The following is a 19,272-nucleotide window of genomic DNA, read 5'->3' as shown; positions in this document are numbered from 1 at the left end:
CCATTCCTGTTCTAACGCAGTGTTGTGACGGACCGGCCCGCCCTTTCGCTTCCAGCGATTCATGCAAGCCATGGCGGATGCTGGCTGCGCGATTGCTTTGCAACGCGCGGCGTGGGCAAAGGCGACGCCATTGTGGCCGCTGCCGATACACCCCTGTTAATGCTGAATGCGCCGCTGGTGGCCAGCCGCTTGGGCTATCCCGATTTGTCCGGCCTCGATCTGCTGGAACTTTATGCGTTCATTCACCCCGCGCGCTTTGTGGTACCAACGCCCAAGGGGCTGGCCCATGCATTGGGCCTTGATGAACCGCGCGGCGATGACAGCGTGCCGCTGCTGCTGCAACAAGCCGCCGAAGCCCTGTTGGCGGTTTGCGAAAGCGACGATTGGGCCGAGCGCGAAGGCGCGTGGACTGGCCTGCAATCCTTGGTGCGAATGCGCTGGCCATGGGCACCCTTGCTGACGTCGCGTATCAGGAAGCCGGAAAAGGCAGAGCGTTGGCTGTTTGCGAAATTGCCCGAATGGGAAGAGGCGGCGGAACGTCCGCAGCCTGCGCAAGTTACGCTGGGCGATGCGGCGATTGCCACACGGCTTGCCGAATTGACCGGAAAAGGCGCAGAGGCGCGCCCTGCCCAGCAAGAGTACGCGCGCGAAGCAGCCAAAGCCTTTGCACCGCGCAGCACGCAGCGCCAGCCGCATATGGTGCTGGCGCAAGCGGGGACCGGCACAGGCAAGACCTTCGGCTACCTAGCACCGGCTTCGCTATGGGCCGAACAATCAGGCGGAACGGTGTGGGTTTCAACTTATACCAAAGCCTTGCAACGCCAGCTGCGCCGCGAAAGCCGCCGTGCTTTTCCGGCCGAGAGGAATGGCAAGCCGCCGGTGGTGGTGCGCAAGGGGCGCGAGAATTATTTGTGCCTGCTCAACCTTGAAGACGCGTTGCAAGGCGGATTTGGCGGGCGGGCGGCCATTCTGGCGCAGCTGGTCGCGCGGTGGGCCGCCTATAGCCAGGACGGCGATATGATTGGTGGCGATTTGCCGGGATGGCTGGGCACGCTGTTCCGCAAACGCGGGATCGCGGCGCTGACCGACCAGCGTGGCGAATGCGTTTATGCAGGCTGCCCGCATTATCGCAAATGCTTCATAGAACGCTCTGCCCGTGCATCTGCCGAGGCAGAGCTGGTGATCGCCAATCATGCGCTGGTCATGGTAAATGCCGCGCGTGGAAGAGATGCGGCGCAGCGTCCGACGCGAATCGTATTTGACGAAGGCCACCATGTATTTGAAGCGGCGGATTCGACATTCGCTGCCGCGCTGACCGGGGCTGAAACGATTGAGTTGCGGCGCTGGGTCATTGGACCCGAAGCCAAGTCACGCGGGCGCAGGCGCGGGCTATCTGCGCGGCTTGCCGATGTTGCGAGCTATGACGAAGAAGGTGAGCGCGCAATTGCCCAGGCGCGCGAAGCGGCCGAAGCGCTGCCTGGCGACGGTTGGCTGGCGCGTGTTGTGGAAAGCACGCCATCAGGGCCATTGGAGGAATTGCTCTCAGCCGCGCGTGCGCTGACATATGCCCGCGATGAAAGCGGCGGGCAGGATGCGGGCTATGGTCTTGAGACTGAAGTGGCGCAATTGGACGGACCGTTCATCGAAGTGGCAGGCCGCGCGCAAGAGGCGCTGGAGGCTTTGCGTAAACCATTGGTCCGGTTGGGTTTACGGCTGGAAGCCTTGATCGAGGACGGCCCGGACTGGCTGGACGGCCCTGCCCGCGCACGGATTGAAGGCGCGCGCGGTGCCATCGGCTGGCGCACCGATCTGCTGGCGGGCTGGATTGCGCTGCTGGCGCGGCTGGGTGGCCCCGGTGACCCCGATTTTGTCGATTGGGTGGCGGTGGAACGGTCCGACGGGCGTGAATGGGATGTCGGGCTGCACCGCCATTACCTTGATCCGATGAAGCCCTTTGCCAATACCGTTCTGGCCCCCGCGCATGGCGTGATGATGACTTCGGCCACGTTGCGCGATGGCGAAGACTGGGACAGCGCCGTTGCGCGCAGTGGCGCACCCCATATCGAAGTAGCGCCGCGCCTGTTTGCAGCCGAAAGCCCGTTCAACTATGCCTCGCAAGCCGAAGTGCTGATTGTGACCGATGTGGCCAAAGGCGATATTCCAGCCCTTGCAGCAGCTTACGGGCGGCTGATCGAGGCATCGGGCGGCGGGGCACTGGGGCTGTTTACCGCGATCCGGCGATTGCGCGCGGTCTATGGCAGGATTGCGGACCGGTTGGCGCGCGGCGGGTTGCCGCTGTTTGCGCAGCACGTTGATCCTATCGATACCGGAACGCTGGTCGACATTTTCCGCGATGATCCGCGCGCATCGCTGCTCGGCACTGATGCTTTGCGCGACGGGGTGGATGTGCCGGGCGATTCCTTGCGGCTGGTGGTGATGGAGCAAGTGCCATGGCCCAAGCCTTCGATATTGCATCGTGCCCGCAGACTGGCAGGTGGCGGGCAGGCTTATGATGACCGGATCATTCGCGCGCGGCTGGCACAGGCGTTTGGCCGGTTGATCCGCTCTATCGGGGACAAGGGCCATTTTGTTGTGCTATCGGCAGCGTTCCCTTCACGTTTGCTGAGCGCTTTTCCGCCGGGAACGCCGATCCGCCGTGTCACGCTGGATGTGGCTTTACAAAGCGTGGCTGGCAGTGTTTCTAAACCTGAACTTATGCCCAGCCATCCTCAGGAGATATCGTGAAAACTCTCGCTCTCTTCCGCCACGCCAAGTCGGACTGGAGCGATGCGCGCGCGCGCGATTTTGACAGGCCATTGAACGAACGTGGCCAGCGTGGCGCGCGGGCGATGGGCGAATATATCAAATCCACCAAGCACCACTTTGACCGCATGATTGCCTCGCCTGCTGTGCGCGCAGCAGAAACAGTGGAAGAGGCAAGCAAAGCGTGGGGCTGCTCGTTCAAGGTGGAATGGGACCGGCGAATCTATCTGGCGAGTTCAGCGACGTTGATGGATTTGCTGAAAGAGTTGGATGGTGATCCTGCCAGCGTGTTGATGATTGGCCACAACCCCAGCCTTGAAGACCTGATTTTCGACCTGGTGCCGGATGATGGATCATCGCCGCTCCGCGATGTGGTCGAGCAGAAATTCCCGACAGCGACTTTTGCAGTGCTGGAACTGGATGTTGACCGGTGGAGCGATATTGCCGATGGCTGTGGCCGATTGGTTGAGCTTAAACGACCGCGCGATCTTGATCCGGCACTAGGCCCGTCGCTGATCGATTAATCGTTCAGCGCTGCTGCCAGTCGATTGCGTAACGCAAGTAGCGCTGCTGCAAGGCCGCCATTGGTGGCGTTGCCATGATCGACGTCGTCTGAGGGGGCGGGTGGCAAAACAGCGCTTTGTTGCGTCATAGTTGCTTTGCCTCCGCGAAGGGCCTGTTTGGCACCTTTGATGGTATAGCCTTCGCGGTTAAGCAGCCGGTCGATTTCCATTATCAGGGCAATATCTTCTGGGCGGTAATAACGTCGGCCACCTGCCCGGGTGAGCGGGCGCAGCTTAGGAAAGTGTTCTTCCCAATATCGCAAGACGTGTTGGCGAATGCCCAAAGCATTCGCCACCTCGCCTATTGTCCGAAATGCAATTGCATCTTTGCCATCAAGCGGATCAGAATCAATCGGTGCAATCATGCCGAAGCTCAGGCTTCGCCGATGCGGTCCTTCAGCATCTGACTGGCGCGGAAGCTCAAGACACGGCGTGGGGTGATAGGCACCTCAATACCGGTCTTGGGATTACGCCCCACCCGTTCCGCTTTATCGCGCAACAGGAAAGTGCCGAAGCCTGAAATCTTGACGTTCTGGCCATCAGCCAAAGCGTGGCACATGTGTGTCAGAATGGATTCAACCATATCAAGCGAGTCAGCGCGTGAGAGCCCCACGCGACGGTTGATACTTTCAGCGAGATCGGCCCGCGTAAGGGTACCAATTGAACGCATCCCCCTCGTCCTCCTATTCGTCCAAATTAACCAAGCAAGTACAATAACGCCCTTTGCCAAGAACGCAATGCAATGACTTGGATATAAACGAAAACGCGCTTTTATGGCACAGAATCAGCAATTACACCCGCGCGAGACATGCGCCCCACGTAAAACCGCCGCCCATTGCTTCGAACATAACAAGGTTACCGGGCTTGATCCGGCCATCTTGCACTGCGGTATCATAGGCCAAAGGCACAGATGCAGCGCTGGTATTGGCGTGCCGGTCAACCGTGACGATCACTTTTTCAGCGGGAAGCCCCAGCTTGCGTGCCGTTGCATCGAGGATACGCAAGTTTGCTTGATGCGGAACAACCCAATCAATTTCGGCTGCGTCATGACCGGTAGTTTCAAGCACTTCCTTGAGGACACTGGAAAGATTGGTAACAGCATGCCGGAACACTTCGCGTCCACGCATCCGCAATTTTCCGACCGTGCCAGTGGTGGAAGGTCCGCCATCGACATAAAGCAGATCGTTATGTGCGCCGTCGGCATGAAGCCGGGTGGCGATAATGCCGGGGGCCAATGGGTCTGCTTCATCGACGTCTTGCGCTTCGAGCACAATTGCGCCCGCGCCATCGCCGAACAAGACGCACGTGGTGCGGTCTTCCCAATCGAGGATGCGGCTGAACGTTTCTGCACCAATGACGAGCGCGCATTTGGCCATGCCGGTGCGCAACATCGAATCGGCGGTGGCCATCGCATATAGAAAGCCCGAGCAAACCGCTGCGACATCAAACGCGATCCCGCCATTGCAACCAAGGTTATGCTGCACAATCGTGGCGGTGGCGGGGAAAGTCTGATCAGGTGTTGCCGTTGCCAGCACGATCAGATCAACCCGCGCCGCATCAATCCCGGCACTGGCAAGCGCCTGGCGCGCAGCCTCGGTTGCCAAACTTGCGGTCGTCTCACCCTCGCCCGCAATATAGCGGTTGCGGATGCCCGTGCGTTCGACAATCCATTCATCGGTGGTGTCGACCATCGTGGTCATTTCAGCGTTCGATACTGCGCGCCTTGGCAGTGCCGAACCGCTACCTTTGATTACACCGCGCAAGCTCATGCTGCATTCTCACCATTAATCGTTGCAGCGCGGGCGCGGCCAGTCGTGCGGATCGCCTCGGCACCCAAGCGGGCAAGGTCGGCCTGAATCCGCTCTGTCAGGTTTTCTTCCAACAGGCGTGCCGTAACGGCCACTGCATTCGCAACGCCAACAGCCGAAGCGCTTCCATGGCTTTTCACAACAATGCCGTTGAGCCCAAGGAACACTGCGCCGTTGTGATTGTTGGGGTCAAGATGATGCTTGAGCAGTTCGGTGGCCGGACGCGAGATCAGGAAGCCGAGCTTCGAACGCAACGATGACGAAAAGCTGCGACGCAGCAGATCGGCCACGAAGCGCGCGGCGCCTTCCATTGATTTCAAGGCAATATTGCCAGAGAAACCATCAGTCACGACAACGTCAACGTCCCCGCGCGACAGTTTGTCCGCCTCGGTGAACCCATCAAACGACATCGCCAGATCATCAGCCAGCGCCTTGAGCTGGTTTGCCGCATCGCGCAGCGTCTCGGTGCCCTTCGATTCTTCCGAACCGATGTTGAGCAAGCGCACGCGTGGGGATTGCAGGTTGTTGACGATCCGCGCGTAAGCCGCACCCATGATCGCGAACTGAACCAGATTGCGTGCATCACAATCGGTGTTTGCGCCAAGATCAAGCATGACAAGGTCAGTATCGCCCAATGTCGGCAGCAAGCCTGACAATGCAGGCCGGTCAATGCCGGGCATTGTGCGAAGCGCAAGCTTGGCCATCGCCATGAGCGCGCCGGTGTTGCCCGCGCTGACCGCAGCGCCGGCGTCACCTTGCTTCACCGCATTGATCGCCAATCCCATCGATGTGGTTTTGGCGCGACGCAAGGCTTGCGTAGGCTTTTCGTCACCACTGACGGTGTCAGGGGCGTGGAGAATCTCCGACGCCCCGCGCAAGTTCGGGTGATGATCGAGCGCTTGCTTGATGCGCTCTTCATCCCCGACAAGCAGGAACTTGAAGCGATCATGGCTGCGGCGGGCAATTGCCGCGCCTTCAACCATGACGCGCACACCCTCATCCCCGCCCATCGCATCGACGGCGATACGCGGCAGGCTCATGTTCCCGAATCCCCCCCGTTGATGGGCTTAGAGCCCGACGGCGATGACTTCGCGACCGTTGTAGTGACCGCAAGCATTGCACAGGTTGTGCGGGCGCTTGAGTTCACCACAGTTTGAGCATTCATGAAATGCATCAACGCTGAGAGCGTCATGGCTGCGGCGCATGCCCCGACGTGAGGGCGAAGTTTTTCTTTTGGGGACGGCCATCGCGGCACCTATTCCTGAAATTGTGTACGTTTGTTGCGGGCGCGATAGGGAATACCGAACCATCGCACAAGCCCAATCCCGACAGCAATAGCCGGACGCTGGACCCGCACGCAGCGACGAGCGCAGCAGGAACGGGATTCGCCAAACACGGGCGAAGGCGCGCCTATACGGATTTTCTGATGCTTTGCAAGCTTGAGCACGCTAGGTCTGGGCCACAGCCAATAGTATCGGCGGCTTGAAACGGGGGAGTTTTTACCAAAATGATGATTTTGCCCATCACGTTATGTGCAGCAGCGGCAGCAGCGGCTATCAACACATGGCTTTCCATCCGCGTCGGCATGATCCGGGCATCGAAAAAAATCAGCATCGGTGATGGCGGGGACATGAACCTGATTGCCCGCATGCGCGCGCACGCAAACTTTATAGAGAACACGCCGATTGTTCTGATTTTGATTGCCACAATAGAATTGGCACGTACCGGCAACCCGTTTCTGTTAGGTGCCGCCGCAATCTATATGCTGGGCCGCGTCGCCCATGGCATGGGCATGGACGGCGGACCCATGGGCTTTTTACGCGGCCCCGGTACGCTGATCACAATGTTGACACAGCTGGGCCTTGGCGTGTGGGCCGTATCGATTGTGCTAGATATGTAAGCGTTGTGGCGGGGCCTCAGGAGTGTCCGGAGGCCCCGCCCAAAAACTTAACCCCCAAAACCTAACTTAAAGCATAATCGCTCACGAAAGCATTGGTCTGGCGTTCACGCCCGAAGGTGCTGTTAGGGCCGTGGCCGGGAACGAAGGTCACATCGTTGCCCAACGGCCACAGCTTTTGCGTAATCGAATCAATCAGGTCCTGATGATTGCCGAGCGGAAAATCGGTGCGGCCAATCGATCCCTGGAACAGCACATCCCCGACAATCGCAAAATGCGAAGGCGCGTGATAGAAAATGACGTGGCCGGGGGTGTGGCCGGGGCAGTGGATCACATCCAGCACAAGATCGCCGACGGTAACGGTTTCGCCATCAGTCAGCCAGCGATCAGGTTCAAACACCTCACCTTGGATGCCCCAACGCTGACCGTCTTCTTTCAGCTGGGAAATCCAGAAGCGATCCGCCTCATGCGGTCCTTCGATGGGCACACCCAGTTCCTTGGCCAGAATACCGGTCATCCCGCAGTGATCGATGTGGCCGTGCGTGACGAGCAGCTTTTCGATGGTCACGCCTGAACGTTCGATCGCCAGCTTCAACTTGTCCAGATCACCGCCAGCATCGATGAAAGCGCCCTTCATCGTCTTGGTGCACCAAACCAGCGTGCAGTTCTGCTGGAGCGGCGTGACGGGGATGATGGCCACCTTCATGGGTGGTTCGGCAGGTGTTTGGCTCATGATGGCGAGATGGCGTCTGTTGCCACGCTTGGCAAGACTGGACCAATCAAAGCCGCCCCCCTTTCCAGACGACACGGCCAATCAGTTCCACATCCTGCGCCAACCGTTCCATGCGCGGATAGGCTGCATTATCGGAAATGATGCGCAATGTGCCGCCAGGGCCGGTTTCGAGCCGTTTGACCAGCAGCACATCATCCAGCCGGATGACATGAATTCCGGCGCGCAAAGGGCGCGGTGTGCGGTCGACGAGGATTTCATCGCCATCACGCAGCGTCGGCTCCATCGAATCGCCCTCAACCTCGATTACCGAAAGCATGGCCGGTTCAAGCCCCTGCCCTTTCAGCCAACGATTGGAGAAGCGCAGACGTCCAGAGGGAATTTCCTCTGCCGCATGAGCGCCCGGGCCAGCTGATGCGCCGAGCGGCAGGCGTGGGATGTCCGCCCATTGCGCCGTCGGCGCGCGCAGACCCACTGGCACGGTGGAAGCGCCGCTCTTTTCAATCACGACCACAGATTCGCGATTGCTTGCGCCAAGCTCTGTTTCAGCGACGCCGAAGAATTGGGCCAGTGTACGCCGGTCATTTTCCTCCAGCTTGCGCGGGCTGCCTTTGCGCACAAACTGCTGGAGATACGTGGTGTTACGCCCGATCAGCGCGGACAGTGCAGCGAGACTGACGCCTCGCGCAGCGGAAAGCGCAACGAGCCGCGCACGCGCTCCGGCATCACCATCCGCTTCTGTGAGGCTTGATACATCCATCAGGCGTCCCTCCACTTTCGAAGGACTTTTCCTAGCTATGTAGGATTTGACCGTCAACATAGGATTTATCCTATTTCGAGTCGTCTCTTATTCATCACATTTCGGAGGGTCAAACAGCCAATGCTCATCCGCAAAGTCGAAAAATTCATTCAGAAGACCGGTATGCCCGTCACCAAGTTTGGCCGCCTTGCTGCGCACGACCCTCGCCTGGTCGAAGATTTGCGCAATGGCCGCGAACCGCGTTCTGCAATGGTGAAGCGCGTAGAACATTTCATGAACACTTTTGGAGAAAACGCCCATGTTGCTTGAACCGCGCAGCTTTGAAACGACGTCTGAAGCAGCAACGACCCCGCCGCCACGCAGGCTTTCTGCCGGTGAACGGCTGCTACGCGAGATACGTGAATTGGCAGGTCCGCTGGCCGACGTCATCAACCACCATGAAGCGCCATGGGCGAGTATTACCTTTACCGGCGCGCGTCACACGGTTGTGCTGCGTTTTGCGGGCAGCGATGCCGTGAGTGATGGCGAGCGCTTCATTGCAGCCCTGCCCGACCATGAATTCCAGTTGCGCAGCAGATTGGTGGCTGATGCGAGCGTGACCCGCGTTGATCACGACGTTCTGCCCGCGCCGCTGATGGAAGTGGAATGCGAATTGTTGCTGCTGGATCAGAATTGATCCGGAAGGATTGCCGGGCGCCTGCGCGGACGCCCGGTCTCCTCTCCAACTAGCTTAGCGATCCATTCGGGACAGCAAGGGTGCAGATTTCGCGCCGACCCACAAGCTCATGTCCACCGCGTTCGAGACGCGGAAGACCTCGCCCTTGGCGTTGAGAAACAGCTCTTCCATTTCCTTGCGATTGAACGGGCGGGAGCCAAGCCGTCCGAACACGGCCATCTGCCCGCCGGTTTCATCCACCCCGCGATCCCGGTCCAGCCCCTTTGACAGCGCGATTGCAGGCGTTGGCGTGCGCGCCCAAGCGATCAGTTCGGGCTTGGGTTCGGGTGAGAAGCCATAGAAATTGGGCTGGCTGGATGGCGAGGTGAGTTGCAGCACCTTCATGCCGTTGCGGCCATCGGCAACATAGGCAAACAGCGAGGCGTTGGTGGATGCGACGATCACATCCTCGGCATCATTTAACTGCCCGCCAGCGGTATAAGTGGCGTAGATCGATGGCCGCGTAGGTGCGGTAATATCTACGATGACCAGTCCCTGCGATTTTGCCGCGACATAGGCGTATGTGCGCGAAAGGTAGACGCGGCGCGCATCGGCCAATGGCACAACAGCGCCTGCCACCTGCTTTGGCTGGGCAAGGTTGGTGATATCGATCAGTTCAAGCCCGTTCGCCGTGGTGGCCCAGAGATAACGGAACTGCACGGCGGTGGCGCGCGGATCACGCAGCGGAACGACCGAGGTGACGCGCGGATCAAGGCAGGTCTCACCCCCCTTGGCCGCGCTCACCTCGCAGGGCTTTTCCGGGCTCCACGGCTTCGTCAGGTGAACCGTGACCAGCGCCTTGTCAGTGACGACATAGGCATAATCGCCTGCCAGTGTGATGTGCCGCGCGCTGGTGAGGACGCCATCGGGATTGAACGTGAGGGCGCGGGTGAAGAAGTTGTTGCGAAACTCGCCATCGGCCAGCGTATCGACATTGACCGCGATCAGGCCTTCGACCGAGTCCGTCACGAACGCATAACTGTAGATCGGCGAGAATGGCTGTTCCTGATTGATGCCGCGCAGTTCGGGCGAATTGCGGGTGGGCGCAATCGCCTGATTGGTGGGCAGCGCCATGCAGGTGGCGTTGGCGGTTTTCACATGAGTATCATGGCCGAGCGATGAGAACGGTGCGGTGACGATGCGTTCGGAGAAGCCCTTGTCGCCTATGGCGGCGATATCATAAGCGCGGAAACCGCCCTTGCCCTCGGCCACGAACATGTATTCACCGCGCATTTGCAAGCAGCGCACCGCATCCTTCGTGCCTTCTACTACGTTGGCGAATTGCTCCTGCCCCGTGGTTTCGCCCGATAGCTTGCTGTCAAACGGCTTGCCGCGTGTCCAGTTCTTCAGCTCGCGCCCGTTCTTGTCGACGTGCTGTTTCCAGTAATCGGGATAGGCATAGCGGTGCAGGTACGATCCGATAACGGCCTGGGGTTCATCCCATTCGGTCACGCGGACGGCTTCAAACCCGCCGCTGAGGCCAAACCATGCGTTCATGCCCACGAAGTTCACGTAATTGGTGCCGAGCAGCAGCAATTGCGCCATCGTGGCGTTGTTGTCCTCGTCCTGGCTGACGTGGCAATCGGTGCATTGCTTCGTTTCGTTCTTGCGGACGGTGTGCGGGAAGTGCGGCGCAAAAGCCTGTGACGAATAGCCTATCGAGGAAATCGGCGGTTGCTGCACATAGATGCGTTCACGGTTGATATTGGTCGATGACAGTATCAGCGCCGAGGTTGAGCGGATCGGCGCGGTGATTGCATTGCCCGAAACCGGGTTTCCGGCCGCATCGAACTGGACCGGATCACTGCCCGATGACTTGTTGCGTTGATGCTTGCCAAGCTGGAACATGTCATCGCGCGCAACCTGCGGATTGTAGGTCGCATAGTTGCGGGTGTAGTCTTCCTCATACTTGTGCGTGGCCGATTTCCAGTTCGCCTCAATCGGCAAGTGGCAGCCTGCGCAAGATGTTGTCCACGACAAGTGGCAGGTGAAGCAGGCCATATCATCGTCACGGTGGGCGCGCGCTTCCTTGGCAACGCCGGTGCCAAACTTGTAAACGCCATCATCCGAGGCCGATTTCGCCATCAGTTTGGCGCGGGCGGCCTTGGGATTGAACACCGGCTTGCCCGCCGCATCCATAGTGCCCTGATAGCGCGCATCGACCGAATCTTTGACGAGGCTGACTTCCCATGAAAGCTTGGGATCGATGATCGAACGCTGCACCAGAACGCGGCGACCATAAGCCTGATTGAACCATTCAAAGCGGCGCTGGCCATCGGCATTGCGCAGCAGTGCAAGGTTGTTGCCCTTTTCCGGCGCGGCGAGGTTTGATGTGAGCAGCGTGGGATAAGCATCGGGCGTGCCGTGACAATCCTTGCACCCGATCTCCACCGCATTCGCCACTTCGCCATAGATCAGCCCGTTGCCGTGGCTGTCCTGCGCAAAGTGGCAATCGGCACATTGCATGCCGATTTGCGCATGGATGTCCATCATGTGGACCGCTTTGCCGGGGTTGTCCGGCCCTGCATCGACAAACTTGCCCTCGCCCGCCTTACGGAATTTTTCAGGGTCAACCGGATCGATGATGTGGGCCTTGTCCGTGCCGTACGTCGTCATATCGCCATCATCATCGAGCAGGTTGCCGCGACGATCGCGCTTCAGGATGGCGCGGAAGTTCCAGCCGTGGCCGTGGTAATCGGCAAACTGGGTGTCTTTGGTCTGGCTGTTGAGATCATAGACGTTGCGCAGAAATTCGACATCGCGCCACAGCCCGCGCGTAGAAGCGCCTTCGGGATTGCGGTCGAGCACTTCGCGCTGTTCGTCAATCGTCGGCTGGAACTGCTTTTTGAAATATTTGGCGTAATCTGCGTCCGACATTCCGGCAGGGCGCGGGGCGCGGTTTTCCGGCCCCGGCCACATTGAATCGGCATCTGATTCATAATCCCACATCGTGTAACCGAGGTAGGAATTGAGGAAGATATTGGGCTGGTGCATGTGGCAGTTCATGCACTGTGCAGTGGGAATCGCGCGGGTGAAGGCATGGACCAGCGGGTGGCCGCGTTCACGGTCTTGCATGGCGACAGGGCCGGTTGGAGCGTGACCATCAGTCTGCTTGGCGTGGCCTTTGCTGTCCAGTCCGGCCAACGCGTGGGCCGATGCCTGATCCATCTTCTCATGGTCCATCGTGCCATGCGGCGCGACGCCTTTGGCCGGAGCGTAGACAAGCTGTTCGGCTGACGAGATCGCGCGGGCGCAATCGCCCTCCATGTCTGCCGACTGTTCGGGTACGGACTTGTCGCCGCCCAGATAGCCGCGTTTGCCGCCCAGCACGGTGCCGCGAACCTTGTCGTGGTGTTCCTGCTTGGCCGCATCATACGAACCATACGCACCCTTGCGGTGCTGTCCTTCGCGCAAAGCGTTGATCGTGGGGTCTGCCGTGATCGTTTGTCCGTCGCGGCCGCATTTGCCAAAGTTCAGGCTGTGGCGCGGTTCGCGGTCATTGGCATAGATCACATGGCAGGCAGCGCAGCCTGAAGAGCGGTAATCGCCCGGCTGGTCATTGGTGCCCATCTGGTACAGGAACGGGTCGTTCAGGCGCGTCTTGTGGATGTTCAGCACCGGAATGGCCACGCGCAGGCCGGTAGCAGGGCCACGGTTGGACTGCTTCAGATCAGGCCGTCCCGGTTCATCCAGACGCTGGATCAGGCCGGTGGAATTGGGCAGGCCGATTTCGGGAAACTGCGGGTTGATTGTGCGCCCGCCGTCTTCGAACACGCGGAATACGTCACCGGGCGGAATGGTGTGCCATTTGGGCATGGGATACATCACCGGCAGCGCGCCGCGGGCCTTTTCCTGCGGGGTTACCGTGCCCCACATCGGCTTGCCATCCGGGCCGATTTCCTTCGATCCGGATTTGAGCAGCGCCGGTTCGCCCGCACGGGTAAAGCTTTCACCGAACATGTAATTCTTGAACGGAACGATGCCGTTGTTATAGGCCGCCCCGCCCCACAGCATCGCGCCGGTGGTCATCAATGAACGTTCCGACGCCTCGATGATCGACATGTGACAAGCCCCGCAGGAATCGCGCGCCACGCGATAGTCGGACGGGTTCACGAAGCGGATGAATTCAGGGCTTTCCTTGGCCAGCAAGGCATAGGACCGCTGCGGATTGGCCGAGGATGGCCAGCCCCACGCGACAGGGTATTTCGGCAGAACGTGCGCGTCTTTCAACGCGCCCATGTATTCCATTGAATTGGCGTTCCACGAACGGTCAGCCACCACTTTGGTATTGCCGCCGTGGCAATCAACACACGTCAGCACCACGGCAGGGCTGGCGTGCATCGTGCTGTGATCACTTTTGGTGTGGCAGCTGACGCAGCCGGCATTCTGCTTATCAACGAAGGCCCATTGCTCTTCCACCGTATCGCCCGGCTGACCGCGCGGCGCGGCAGGAGCGCGGGTATGCGTGATCTTCTGCGCGATTTCCTCACCCGAGGCGTAAAGCGCGCTTGGCACCAGGAGCGCAGCAAGCGCGGCGATGGCCGAGGCCAGCGGAAGTTTGCGAAAGCGGCGCGGAAGTTTCATGGGCTGGGTCATCAGAAAGCCACCGTCGCGTTGGCAAGTACGGAATAGAAACGGCTAGCCTTGCCCTGTTGGGCAAACAGGTTGTCAAAACCTCGACCGGGTTCAAGCATCGCGCCTGACAAGCGGAACACGAGGTTTTGCGAGGCTTTGGGTCGCCATATCGCTGATACCGAAGCATCAAAGCCGATCTCGCGGGGGATCGAACCTTCGTTGCGCAGCACTTGCAGGACTTTGGTGTTTTCAAACCATAAGTGATTGATATTGGTCGATACGCGCAATTGCGGCGTCAGATCGAAATCTGTGCCCACCCCCAGCAGGATCGTGCCGGGGTTGGTGAAATTGGATTGCCCCTGCTCTTTGGAGGACCTCAGCGAATTGAGAATGCCGTTGCGGCCATTGACCGAAATCGCACGGCCTCCGCCTGCAAACGGGATCGTCTGGCGGATCCAGTAGCTGGTATCGGCCCCTGCAAACTGCGGATTTTCAAAGATTGCGTCAAAGCCGCCTTCGGTCTGGTCGTAGGGGTCTTTATCGCCGCTGGCCCATAAGCCGGACAAGCGGATACGGGTCCAGTCAATGTCATAGCTGAGTTCGGCTGCCGCCATGAACGCCTTGATGTTAGCAGGCTGGCTGGTGAGAAAATTGTTCCGGTCCTTGCCCAGCGCGGCATAGATCTGCCCCGTAAGGTTGATCCGCCCTATCCGACCATCAGCAGCGTACCCCAGATAGACCACATCATACTCACGGCCTCGCAAATCACCCAGCAAGGCGGGACGCACGGGGAAGCCGTTGGTATCGATGTGCACATCGTTGCGTTCGCGGTTGATGTTGTACGTGGCCGAAATCTGGCTCGTGAGGCCGACGACCGGAAAATCCTGCCGATAGAGATTGGCCATCAGAACGAAATCATTGCGCGGTGACTGGCTCACATCGTTCAGGCCCGAATTGGTTTCCTTCTCCAAGCGCCAGAACGCCGCCAGATTGAACTGGAAGCGGTTGTTATCGCGGTTGCCGAACAGGCGGATGCCAAGCTGGTTATCGCTGAACAGGAACCCGCGAAAATCAGACTGCATCGGCTGGATGCCCGCACGAACGCTGATGAAATCGTAGCGTTTGGAATCATATTTGCCGATGTGATAATCAATGAAGGCTTCCTGCAGGCCAATAAACGCATCGGTGCGGCGCGTACCCTTCGATGGTTCGACAAACAACACGCGCCGTTCAGGCACCTGCACATGATTGATGTTGGCTGCCACGGCGATGCGGTATTCGATGGCAGGCGGTTTGAACGCAGTCATGCCCTTCAGCAGCGATACACTGGCGATGAAGGTTTGCGACAGGACAAGGCTGTTGCTGCGCCCGAAAGTGTCTATCGCATTAGGGTTTGCGGTTGTCTGGTTGCCCACCGGAATGGGGAAGCTGCGCGGTTCAACCACGGTATCGGACACCGCCCCTGCGATGATGAACCAGTCTTCACCTTTCAGGAAACCGGGGCGTTTGCCCTTGGCCAGCGGCCTGTCACCCTTCAACAGGTTGTGATGGAACGGATCGGTTTGCGGATGGCAGACGAATTCCAGACGGGGGAACAGCGTGTAAAGTGACCGGTCCTTCTTGCCTGTCGCCGCGTCCGTTTTCGGGCAGAGCGAGGACATAATGCGCCAGCGATCCGGCACGCCGACATCAAGGCCCAGATCGCCCATCGGGCCTTCGCCATCATACTTGTCGTAAAAGGCCTCGGGCGGTGGCGCACCGACAGCGCCGGGGTTGTCTTGCTCCACCTTTTCAGGGAGCTGTTTGTTGAAACCTGGTCGGCGGCGACCGTCGATCAGTGCTTCATCCGCTTCGGTTTCACCGCCGGGCAAAGTTTGCGCAGCCACTTCAGAAGCGGGTGATGCGGCCTCTTGCGGTGCCATTGCGCCCGGGTCTTGCGCTTCGCCATCTACCAGCACCTGAAACGGCATCATCGGCAAAGGCAGCGGCTGGTTCATGCCGAAGGCAGGCGCGATAAGGGCGATGACCTGCTGCATCACTTGCCCTCGCAAGCGTTCTGTTCAGAGGTATCAAGGAACGGTGCGAACGGGCAGTTCACATACCGCAGCCTTACACCAGATCCGACCGCCACGACTATTGTATCGGCCCGTATCTCTTTGGGAGCATTGCCAATTCCGCCGACTTTGGCCCCACCGTTGTGCGCGCCAAGGAACGAGATCATATCGTCCTGATCGATGCCATCGCCCGAAACGCCGATAGCGCCGACCAGACGCGTACCGCGATAGATGGGCACGGCACCGGGGAAAATCTGGATGCCATTGGCCAGACGCTTTTTGCCGGTGGCCGTATCGGGCAAGGCCGAGCAGGTCTGCGGGGTATCACTGACGCCCGCTGCATTTTGCACAAAGCCCGCGTGCTGGGCGATGTTCGCCTTCACCAGCGCCACTTGCAGGCCGGTGGCGAAGGGATTGAAATCGGTAATGGGACGCGAGAGCGGACCGTTGGGGCGGCCCAATTCTCCATCGGGGAAATGGGGTCGTGCGAGGTTGCCAACGCCACGGGCAGCAAATGCCTTGGCTCCGGTTAACGCGCTTTGATCACCCAGAAAATCCCGGAACCGCTGGGCAAAAGCCGGGATTTCAGCATCAGTATTGCCAGTGAGTTGTTGTGCAGCCGCAGGGTTTGAAAAAAACGCCACCGTGCGCGCTTTCTGCAAGGACACGTCAATCCCGAAGATGGGCGCATCGGGGCTGCGCACCTGGCCCAGCACTTCGCCGAAAGTATCGACCACGGTAATCGTCACTTGCGCACGGCTATCAAGCGGGCGGCGGATTTGCGCGCGGGCGCGGGTCATCACCGTGAACGCCTCTTCCAGCAAAGCGCGGGCCTCGGCTGCGCTCAGCGCTTGACCTACGGCCCCCCCATCTGTGCCGGGCTTTACCGGATAGCGCGGTGCGCCTGATCCATCAGTCAGGAGATAGGCATCGGCAAGGCTGAACTCCGAAGACGTGACGCGGCGAATGCCACTGCGCTCGGTGCCATAAACCGCACCTGCCACTACTGCTGCGCCATCATAATACCCGCGCACCGCGATTAGTGTGCCGCTCACGGTGTTGATCGCGGCGAAGTTGGTTTGCAGAGGACTTAGCCGGTCAACCCGCGCATCGGCAAAGCGCAAGGTCGTACCATCGGCAGTGATGCGGTCCCCTTTTATGTCATCTGTTGGCGAGAAGCCCTGAATGCCCGCAAGCGCGATGTATTCTTCGGCATCGTCATCGAAATCTGCCACATTGGGATCGTAACCGTAGTCGCCATCGGCCATCACACCGACGCCACCTACCACCACACCGTTCTTGTAAAGCGGCAAGCCTCCGGGATCTGCGGCAAGGCCGAGCGGTGAACGCTTCGGGCCGATTAACGCAGCGGAACCGGCGTTACCGGGGATGAAGCGCGAGTTCAGATCGGAACAGGGCAACTGGCTGAACTGCACCCCGAACAGCGGCCCCGATTCAAGCCCCGGCGTATTGGGCGCTGGCGGGAAGTGCTCTTGCACAATCATGCTGGCAGTGCGGGTTGAGAAAGCATTGCCGCTGGATGAAAGGTAAGCGGCCGTAACCGCCTTTGAAATAGCGCCCATCGTCGCTTCAACATCAAGGCCTTGGGCATCCACACCGCGCGGCGATATTTCGCCGGTAGCGGTGCGGCGGCTGGTGACCATACGCGTGGGCGCGCCGTTCATGCGGAACACGGCGAGCACGTTGCCCACGCGGTCAACCACGCTGATGATTGCAGGCTTGCCGCGCGCCTGCGCCTCGCCCACCGATTGGGCGATCACCAGTTGCACATCTGCCGCGCTGAGCGATTCCTGCGCGGGATCAGCAAAGAAGCGCGACGGTGCCGTAGGCGTAGGCGTTGGCGCAAACGTATTGCCCGATCCGGAATCACCCCCACCACAACCGGCCAGAGCCAACGACAGTGAGGCGACCAGCGCGGTCGATTGACGCAAGACCGGTGCAGACCGCATCAGCGCAAGCTCCGGATCGAACGCATTGCATTGCCCAGCGCGCGGCGGAAGGCGAGCGGCTGGAACCCGTTGGGATCGCGCACCGCGCCGTAGGCCTGATTGATCTGGACGCGCAGTGCGCCCGCCGAGGCATTGGACACCATGCCTTGATTAACCATGCCATTCAGCAGCGTATCGACCGCCATGACCGATTGCACAGCGCCTTCATAATCTGTGAAGCGTTCGCCAATCGCTTCGCTGGCGATGGTTTCCATGATCGCGAACGTCTGTTCACGGGTGAACGCAGCTGACGAGAAGCGCGCAGAAAGCTGATCGGCAGACTGCCGCAATGCTTGGGCAGCCATCACCGTTTCTGCACGGCCTGCGCCCATCGCGCGATGGAAGGCCTTGCTTTTCGCGTCAAAGTTTGCGGCGGCATCGGGCGCAACCGCGCGAGCAGCGGCAAGCAGCATGATCATGTTTTCATCATTATAGGGCGGCGCGCCGAGGTGGATCGGGCGGCCCGGATTGGGCACGGCGGTTACCTTGCCATCATCACCATCGTAAATGCGGCGATGGCACGAGTGGCAATCGTAAAAGGTAAATTCAGGGAAAATGCCATCAACCGCGCGCGCAGGCTGGCTGAATAATTCAAGGCTGCGCTTTACAGCTTCGGCCTGCCCCACGGCCCACATCCGCATGCCGTTGGTCTTGCCGCCTTTGCGCTGCACATAATCGGCATCTTCATCGTGGTGCTGCTGGAGCGTGGTGAACAGGTCCAACTCGAACGAGATACGCGGGTGGCCTGCCGCCATGATGCGGTGCGCGATGAACTGGCCCTTCGCATCGCCCGAAAAGTGGCAATCGAGGCAGACTTGCGCCTTGACCTGCGGTCGCGTCAGATCGGTCATGCCCTGGGCCACATTGCGGGCGTGGCTGGCACCGACGGTGTAGTGGCTGGCCAGCCAACCGCCCGAAGCACCGTGGCAAGCCTCGCAATCAACGCCATCGGAAACGCGGGCAGTGCCCGGTGATGTGTGGCATCCGGCGCATTCGCGCTGCACGCCTGCGCCATCAAGCCCCATGCGGCGCACGATTGCTTGCCCGCGAGGCTCTTGCACCACTTTCCATGCGCGGCTGTGGGCACCTGATGGCGAGGAATCTTCCTGCCAGCGTAGCACTTCATCCTGCCGAACGACCGCGCCATCGGCCGCGCTACGTCCGTGGCAGGTTGAGCCTGCACACGAAGCCACGCCTTGATGGCCACGCAAGGTATCTCCTGCGCTTTGCGCCTGAACTGCATCCGGGGACACCAGCGTCGCTGCGCCAAGCGCGGCTCCGGCCATCGCCAGACACGCGGCTGCCGCCATCGCACCCGAACGCGGCACAGCCCGGCATGCCGCAATCAGCCGCCGAAAAGACACAAATTTGTCGAGCATTGCCCTTAGTCCCCACTGG

16 protein-coding genes are annotated in these 19,272 nt (G+C 59.9%); 5 read left to right on the top strand and 11 right to left on the bottom strand.

Annotated features, from left to right (window positions below):
* Positions 1-24 precede the first annotated feature (24 nt).
* The gene (locus B7Y89_RS00835) at positions 25-2,745 is read left to right on the top strand and encodes a helicase C-terminal domain-containing protein (protein ID WP_292934830.1); all 2,721 of its coding nucleotides are present in this window, start codon (positions 25-27) and stop codon (positions 2,743-2,745) included.
* The gene (locus B7Y89_RS00830; protein WP_292934828.1) at positions 2,742-3,287 is read left to right on the top strand and encodes a histidine phosphatase family protein; all 546 of its coding nucleotides are present in this window, start codon (positions 2,742-2,744) and stop codon (positions 3,285-3,287) included. Before B7Y89_RS00835 ends, B7Y89_RS00830 begins: the two co-directional genes overlap by 4 nt.
* Here B7Y89_RS00830 and B7Y89_RS00825 read toward each other — a convergent pair.
* The 5 genes from B7Y89_RS00825 to rpmF all read right to left on the bottom strand — a co-directional run bounded on the left by B7Y89_RS00825 (position 3,284) and on the right by rpmF (position 6,381).
* The gene (locus tag B7Y89_RS00825) at positions 3,284-3,691 is read right to left on the bottom strand and encodes a MerR family transcriptional regulator (RefSeq protein ID WP_292934827.1); all 408 of its coding nucleotides are present in this window, start codon (positions 3,689-3,691) and stop codon (positions 3,284-3,286) included. The genes B7Y89_RS00830 and B7Y89_RS00825 overlap by 4 nt on opposite strands.
* An 8-nt stretch (positions 3,692-3,699) precedes the next feature.
* A complete protein-coding gene (locus B7Y89_RS00820) occupies positions 3,700-3,996 on the bottom strand; it encodes an integration host factor subunit alpha (RefSeq protein WP_292934825.1) in 297 nt (98 codons plus the stop codon).
* Between the two features lie 121 nt (positions 3,997-4,117).
* Positions 4,118-5,095 carry a beta-ketoacyl-ACP synthase III gene (locus B7Y89_RS00815; RefSeq protein WP_292934823.1) on the bottom strand — a complete coding sequence of 326 codons (978 nt, stop codon included), beginning with the start codon at positions 5,093-5,095 and terminating at the stop codon, positions 4,118-4,120.
* Positions 5,092-6,174, bottom strand: a complete 1,083-nt coding sequence (plsX, locus tag B7Y89_RS00810) for a phosphate acyltransferase PlsX (protein ID WP_292934821.1) — start codon at positions 6,172-6,174, stop codon at positions 5,092-5,094. Before plsX ends, B7Y89_RS00815 begins: the two co-directional genes overlap by 4 nt.
* 27 nt (positions 6,175-6,201) lie before the next feature.
* The gene (gene rpmF, locus B7Y89_RS00805) at positions 6,202-6,381 is read right to left on the bottom strand and encodes a 50S ribosomal protein L32 (RefSeq protein ID WP_054106339.1); all 180 of its coding nucleotides are present in this window, start codon (positions 6,379-6,381) and stop codon (positions 6,202-6,204) included.
* 260 nt (positions 6,382-6,641) lie between these two features.
* On the opposite strand from rpmF, the gene B7Y89_RS00800 reads away from it, so the two are divergent.
* Positions 6,642-7,034 carry an MAPEG family protein gene (locus tag B7Y89_RS00800; RefSeq protein WP_292934819.1) on the top strand — a complete coding sequence of 131 codons (393 nt, stop codon included), beginning with the start codon at positions 6,642-6,644 and terminating at the stop codon, positions 7,032-7,034.
* 61 nt (positions 7,035-7,095) lie between these two features.
* On the opposite strand, the gene B7Y89_RS00795 is transcribed toward B7Y89_RS00800, so the two are convergent.
* Positions 7,096-7,764 carry an MBL fold metallo-hydrolase gene (locus B7Y89_RS00795; RefSeq protein WP_292934817.1) on the bottom strand — a complete coding sequence of 223 codons (669 nt, stop codon included), beginning with the start codon at positions 7,762-7,764 and terminating at the stop codon, positions 7,096-7,098.
* A 46-nt stretch (positions 7,765-7,810) separates the two neighbouring features.
* Positions 7,811-8,521 (bottom strand): S24 family peptidase, encoded by a 711-nt coding sequence (locus tag B7Y89_RS00790; protein WP_292934815.1) that lies wholly within the window; start codon positions 8,519-8,521, stop codon positions 7,811-7,813.
* A gap of 120 nt (positions 8,522-8,641) precedes the next feature.
* On the opposite strand from B7Y89_RS00790, the gene B7Y89_RS00785 reads away from it, so the two are divergent.
* Both B7Y89_RS00785 and B7Y89_RS00780 read left to right on the top strand, forming a co-directional pair.
* Positions 8,642-8,830 carry a hypothetical protein gene (locus B7Y89_RS00785; protein WP_292934813.1) on the top strand — a complete coding sequence of 63 codons (189 nt, stop codon included), beginning with the start codon at positions 8,642-8,644 and terminating at the stop codon, positions 8,828-8,830.
* The gene (locus B7Y89_RS00780; RefSeq protein WP_292934812.1) at positions 8,820-9,197 is read left to right on the top strand and encodes a hypothetical protein; all 378 of its coding nucleotides are present in this window, start codon (positions 8,820-8,822) and stop codon (positions 9,195-9,197) included. The genes B7Y89_RS00785 and B7Y89_RS00780 overlap by 11 nt, the downstream gene beginning before the upstream one ends.
* A gap of 54 nt (positions 9,198-9,251) precedes the next feature.
* On the opposite strand, the gene B7Y89_RS00775 is transcribed toward B7Y89_RS00780, so the two are convergent.
* From B7Y89_RS00775 to B7Y89_RS00760, 4 genes are read right to left on the bottom strand one after another with little or no spacing between them, the layout of a single operon-like run.
* Positions 9,252-13,820: a hypothetical protein gene (locus B7Y89_RS00775; RefSeq protein WP_292934811.1), complete on the bottom strand. Its 4,569-nt coding sequence runs from the start codon at positions 13,818-13,820 to the stop codon at positions 9,252-9,254.
* A gap of 11 nt (positions 13,821-13,831) precedes the next feature.
* Positions 13,832-15,847 (bottom strand): hypothetical protein, encoded by a 2,016-nt coding sequence (locus B7Y89_RS00770; RefSeq protein WP_292934809.1) that lies wholly within the window; start codon positions 15,845-15,847, stop codon positions 13,832-13,834.
* Positions 15,847-17,835, bottom strand: a complete 1,989-nt coding sequence (locus B7Y89_RS00765) for a heme-binding protein (protein ID WP_292934808.1) — start codon at positions 17,833-17,835, stop codon at positions 15,847-15,849. The genes B7Y89_RS00770 and B7Y89_RS00765 overlap by 1 nt, the downstream gene beginning before the upstream one ends.
* Positions 17,835-19,184, bottom strand: coding sequence for a multiheme c-type cytochrome (locus tag B7Y89_RS00760; RefSeq protein ID WP_292934807.1), 1,350 nt, complete (start codon positions 19,182-19,184; stop codon positions 17,835-17,837). Before B7Y89_RS00760 ends, B7Y89_RS00765 begins: the two co-directional genes overlap by 1 nt.
* Between the last annotated feature and the right edge of the window lie 88 nt (positions 19,185-19,272).

Source organism: Novosphingobium sp. 32-60-15 (assembly GCF_002280675.1).
Classification (GTDB): domain Bacteria; phylum Pseudomonadota; class Alphaproteobacteria; order Sphingomonadales; family Sphingomonadaceae; genus Novosphingobium.
This window is presented reverse-complemented; position numbering and strand designations above follow the sequence as displayed.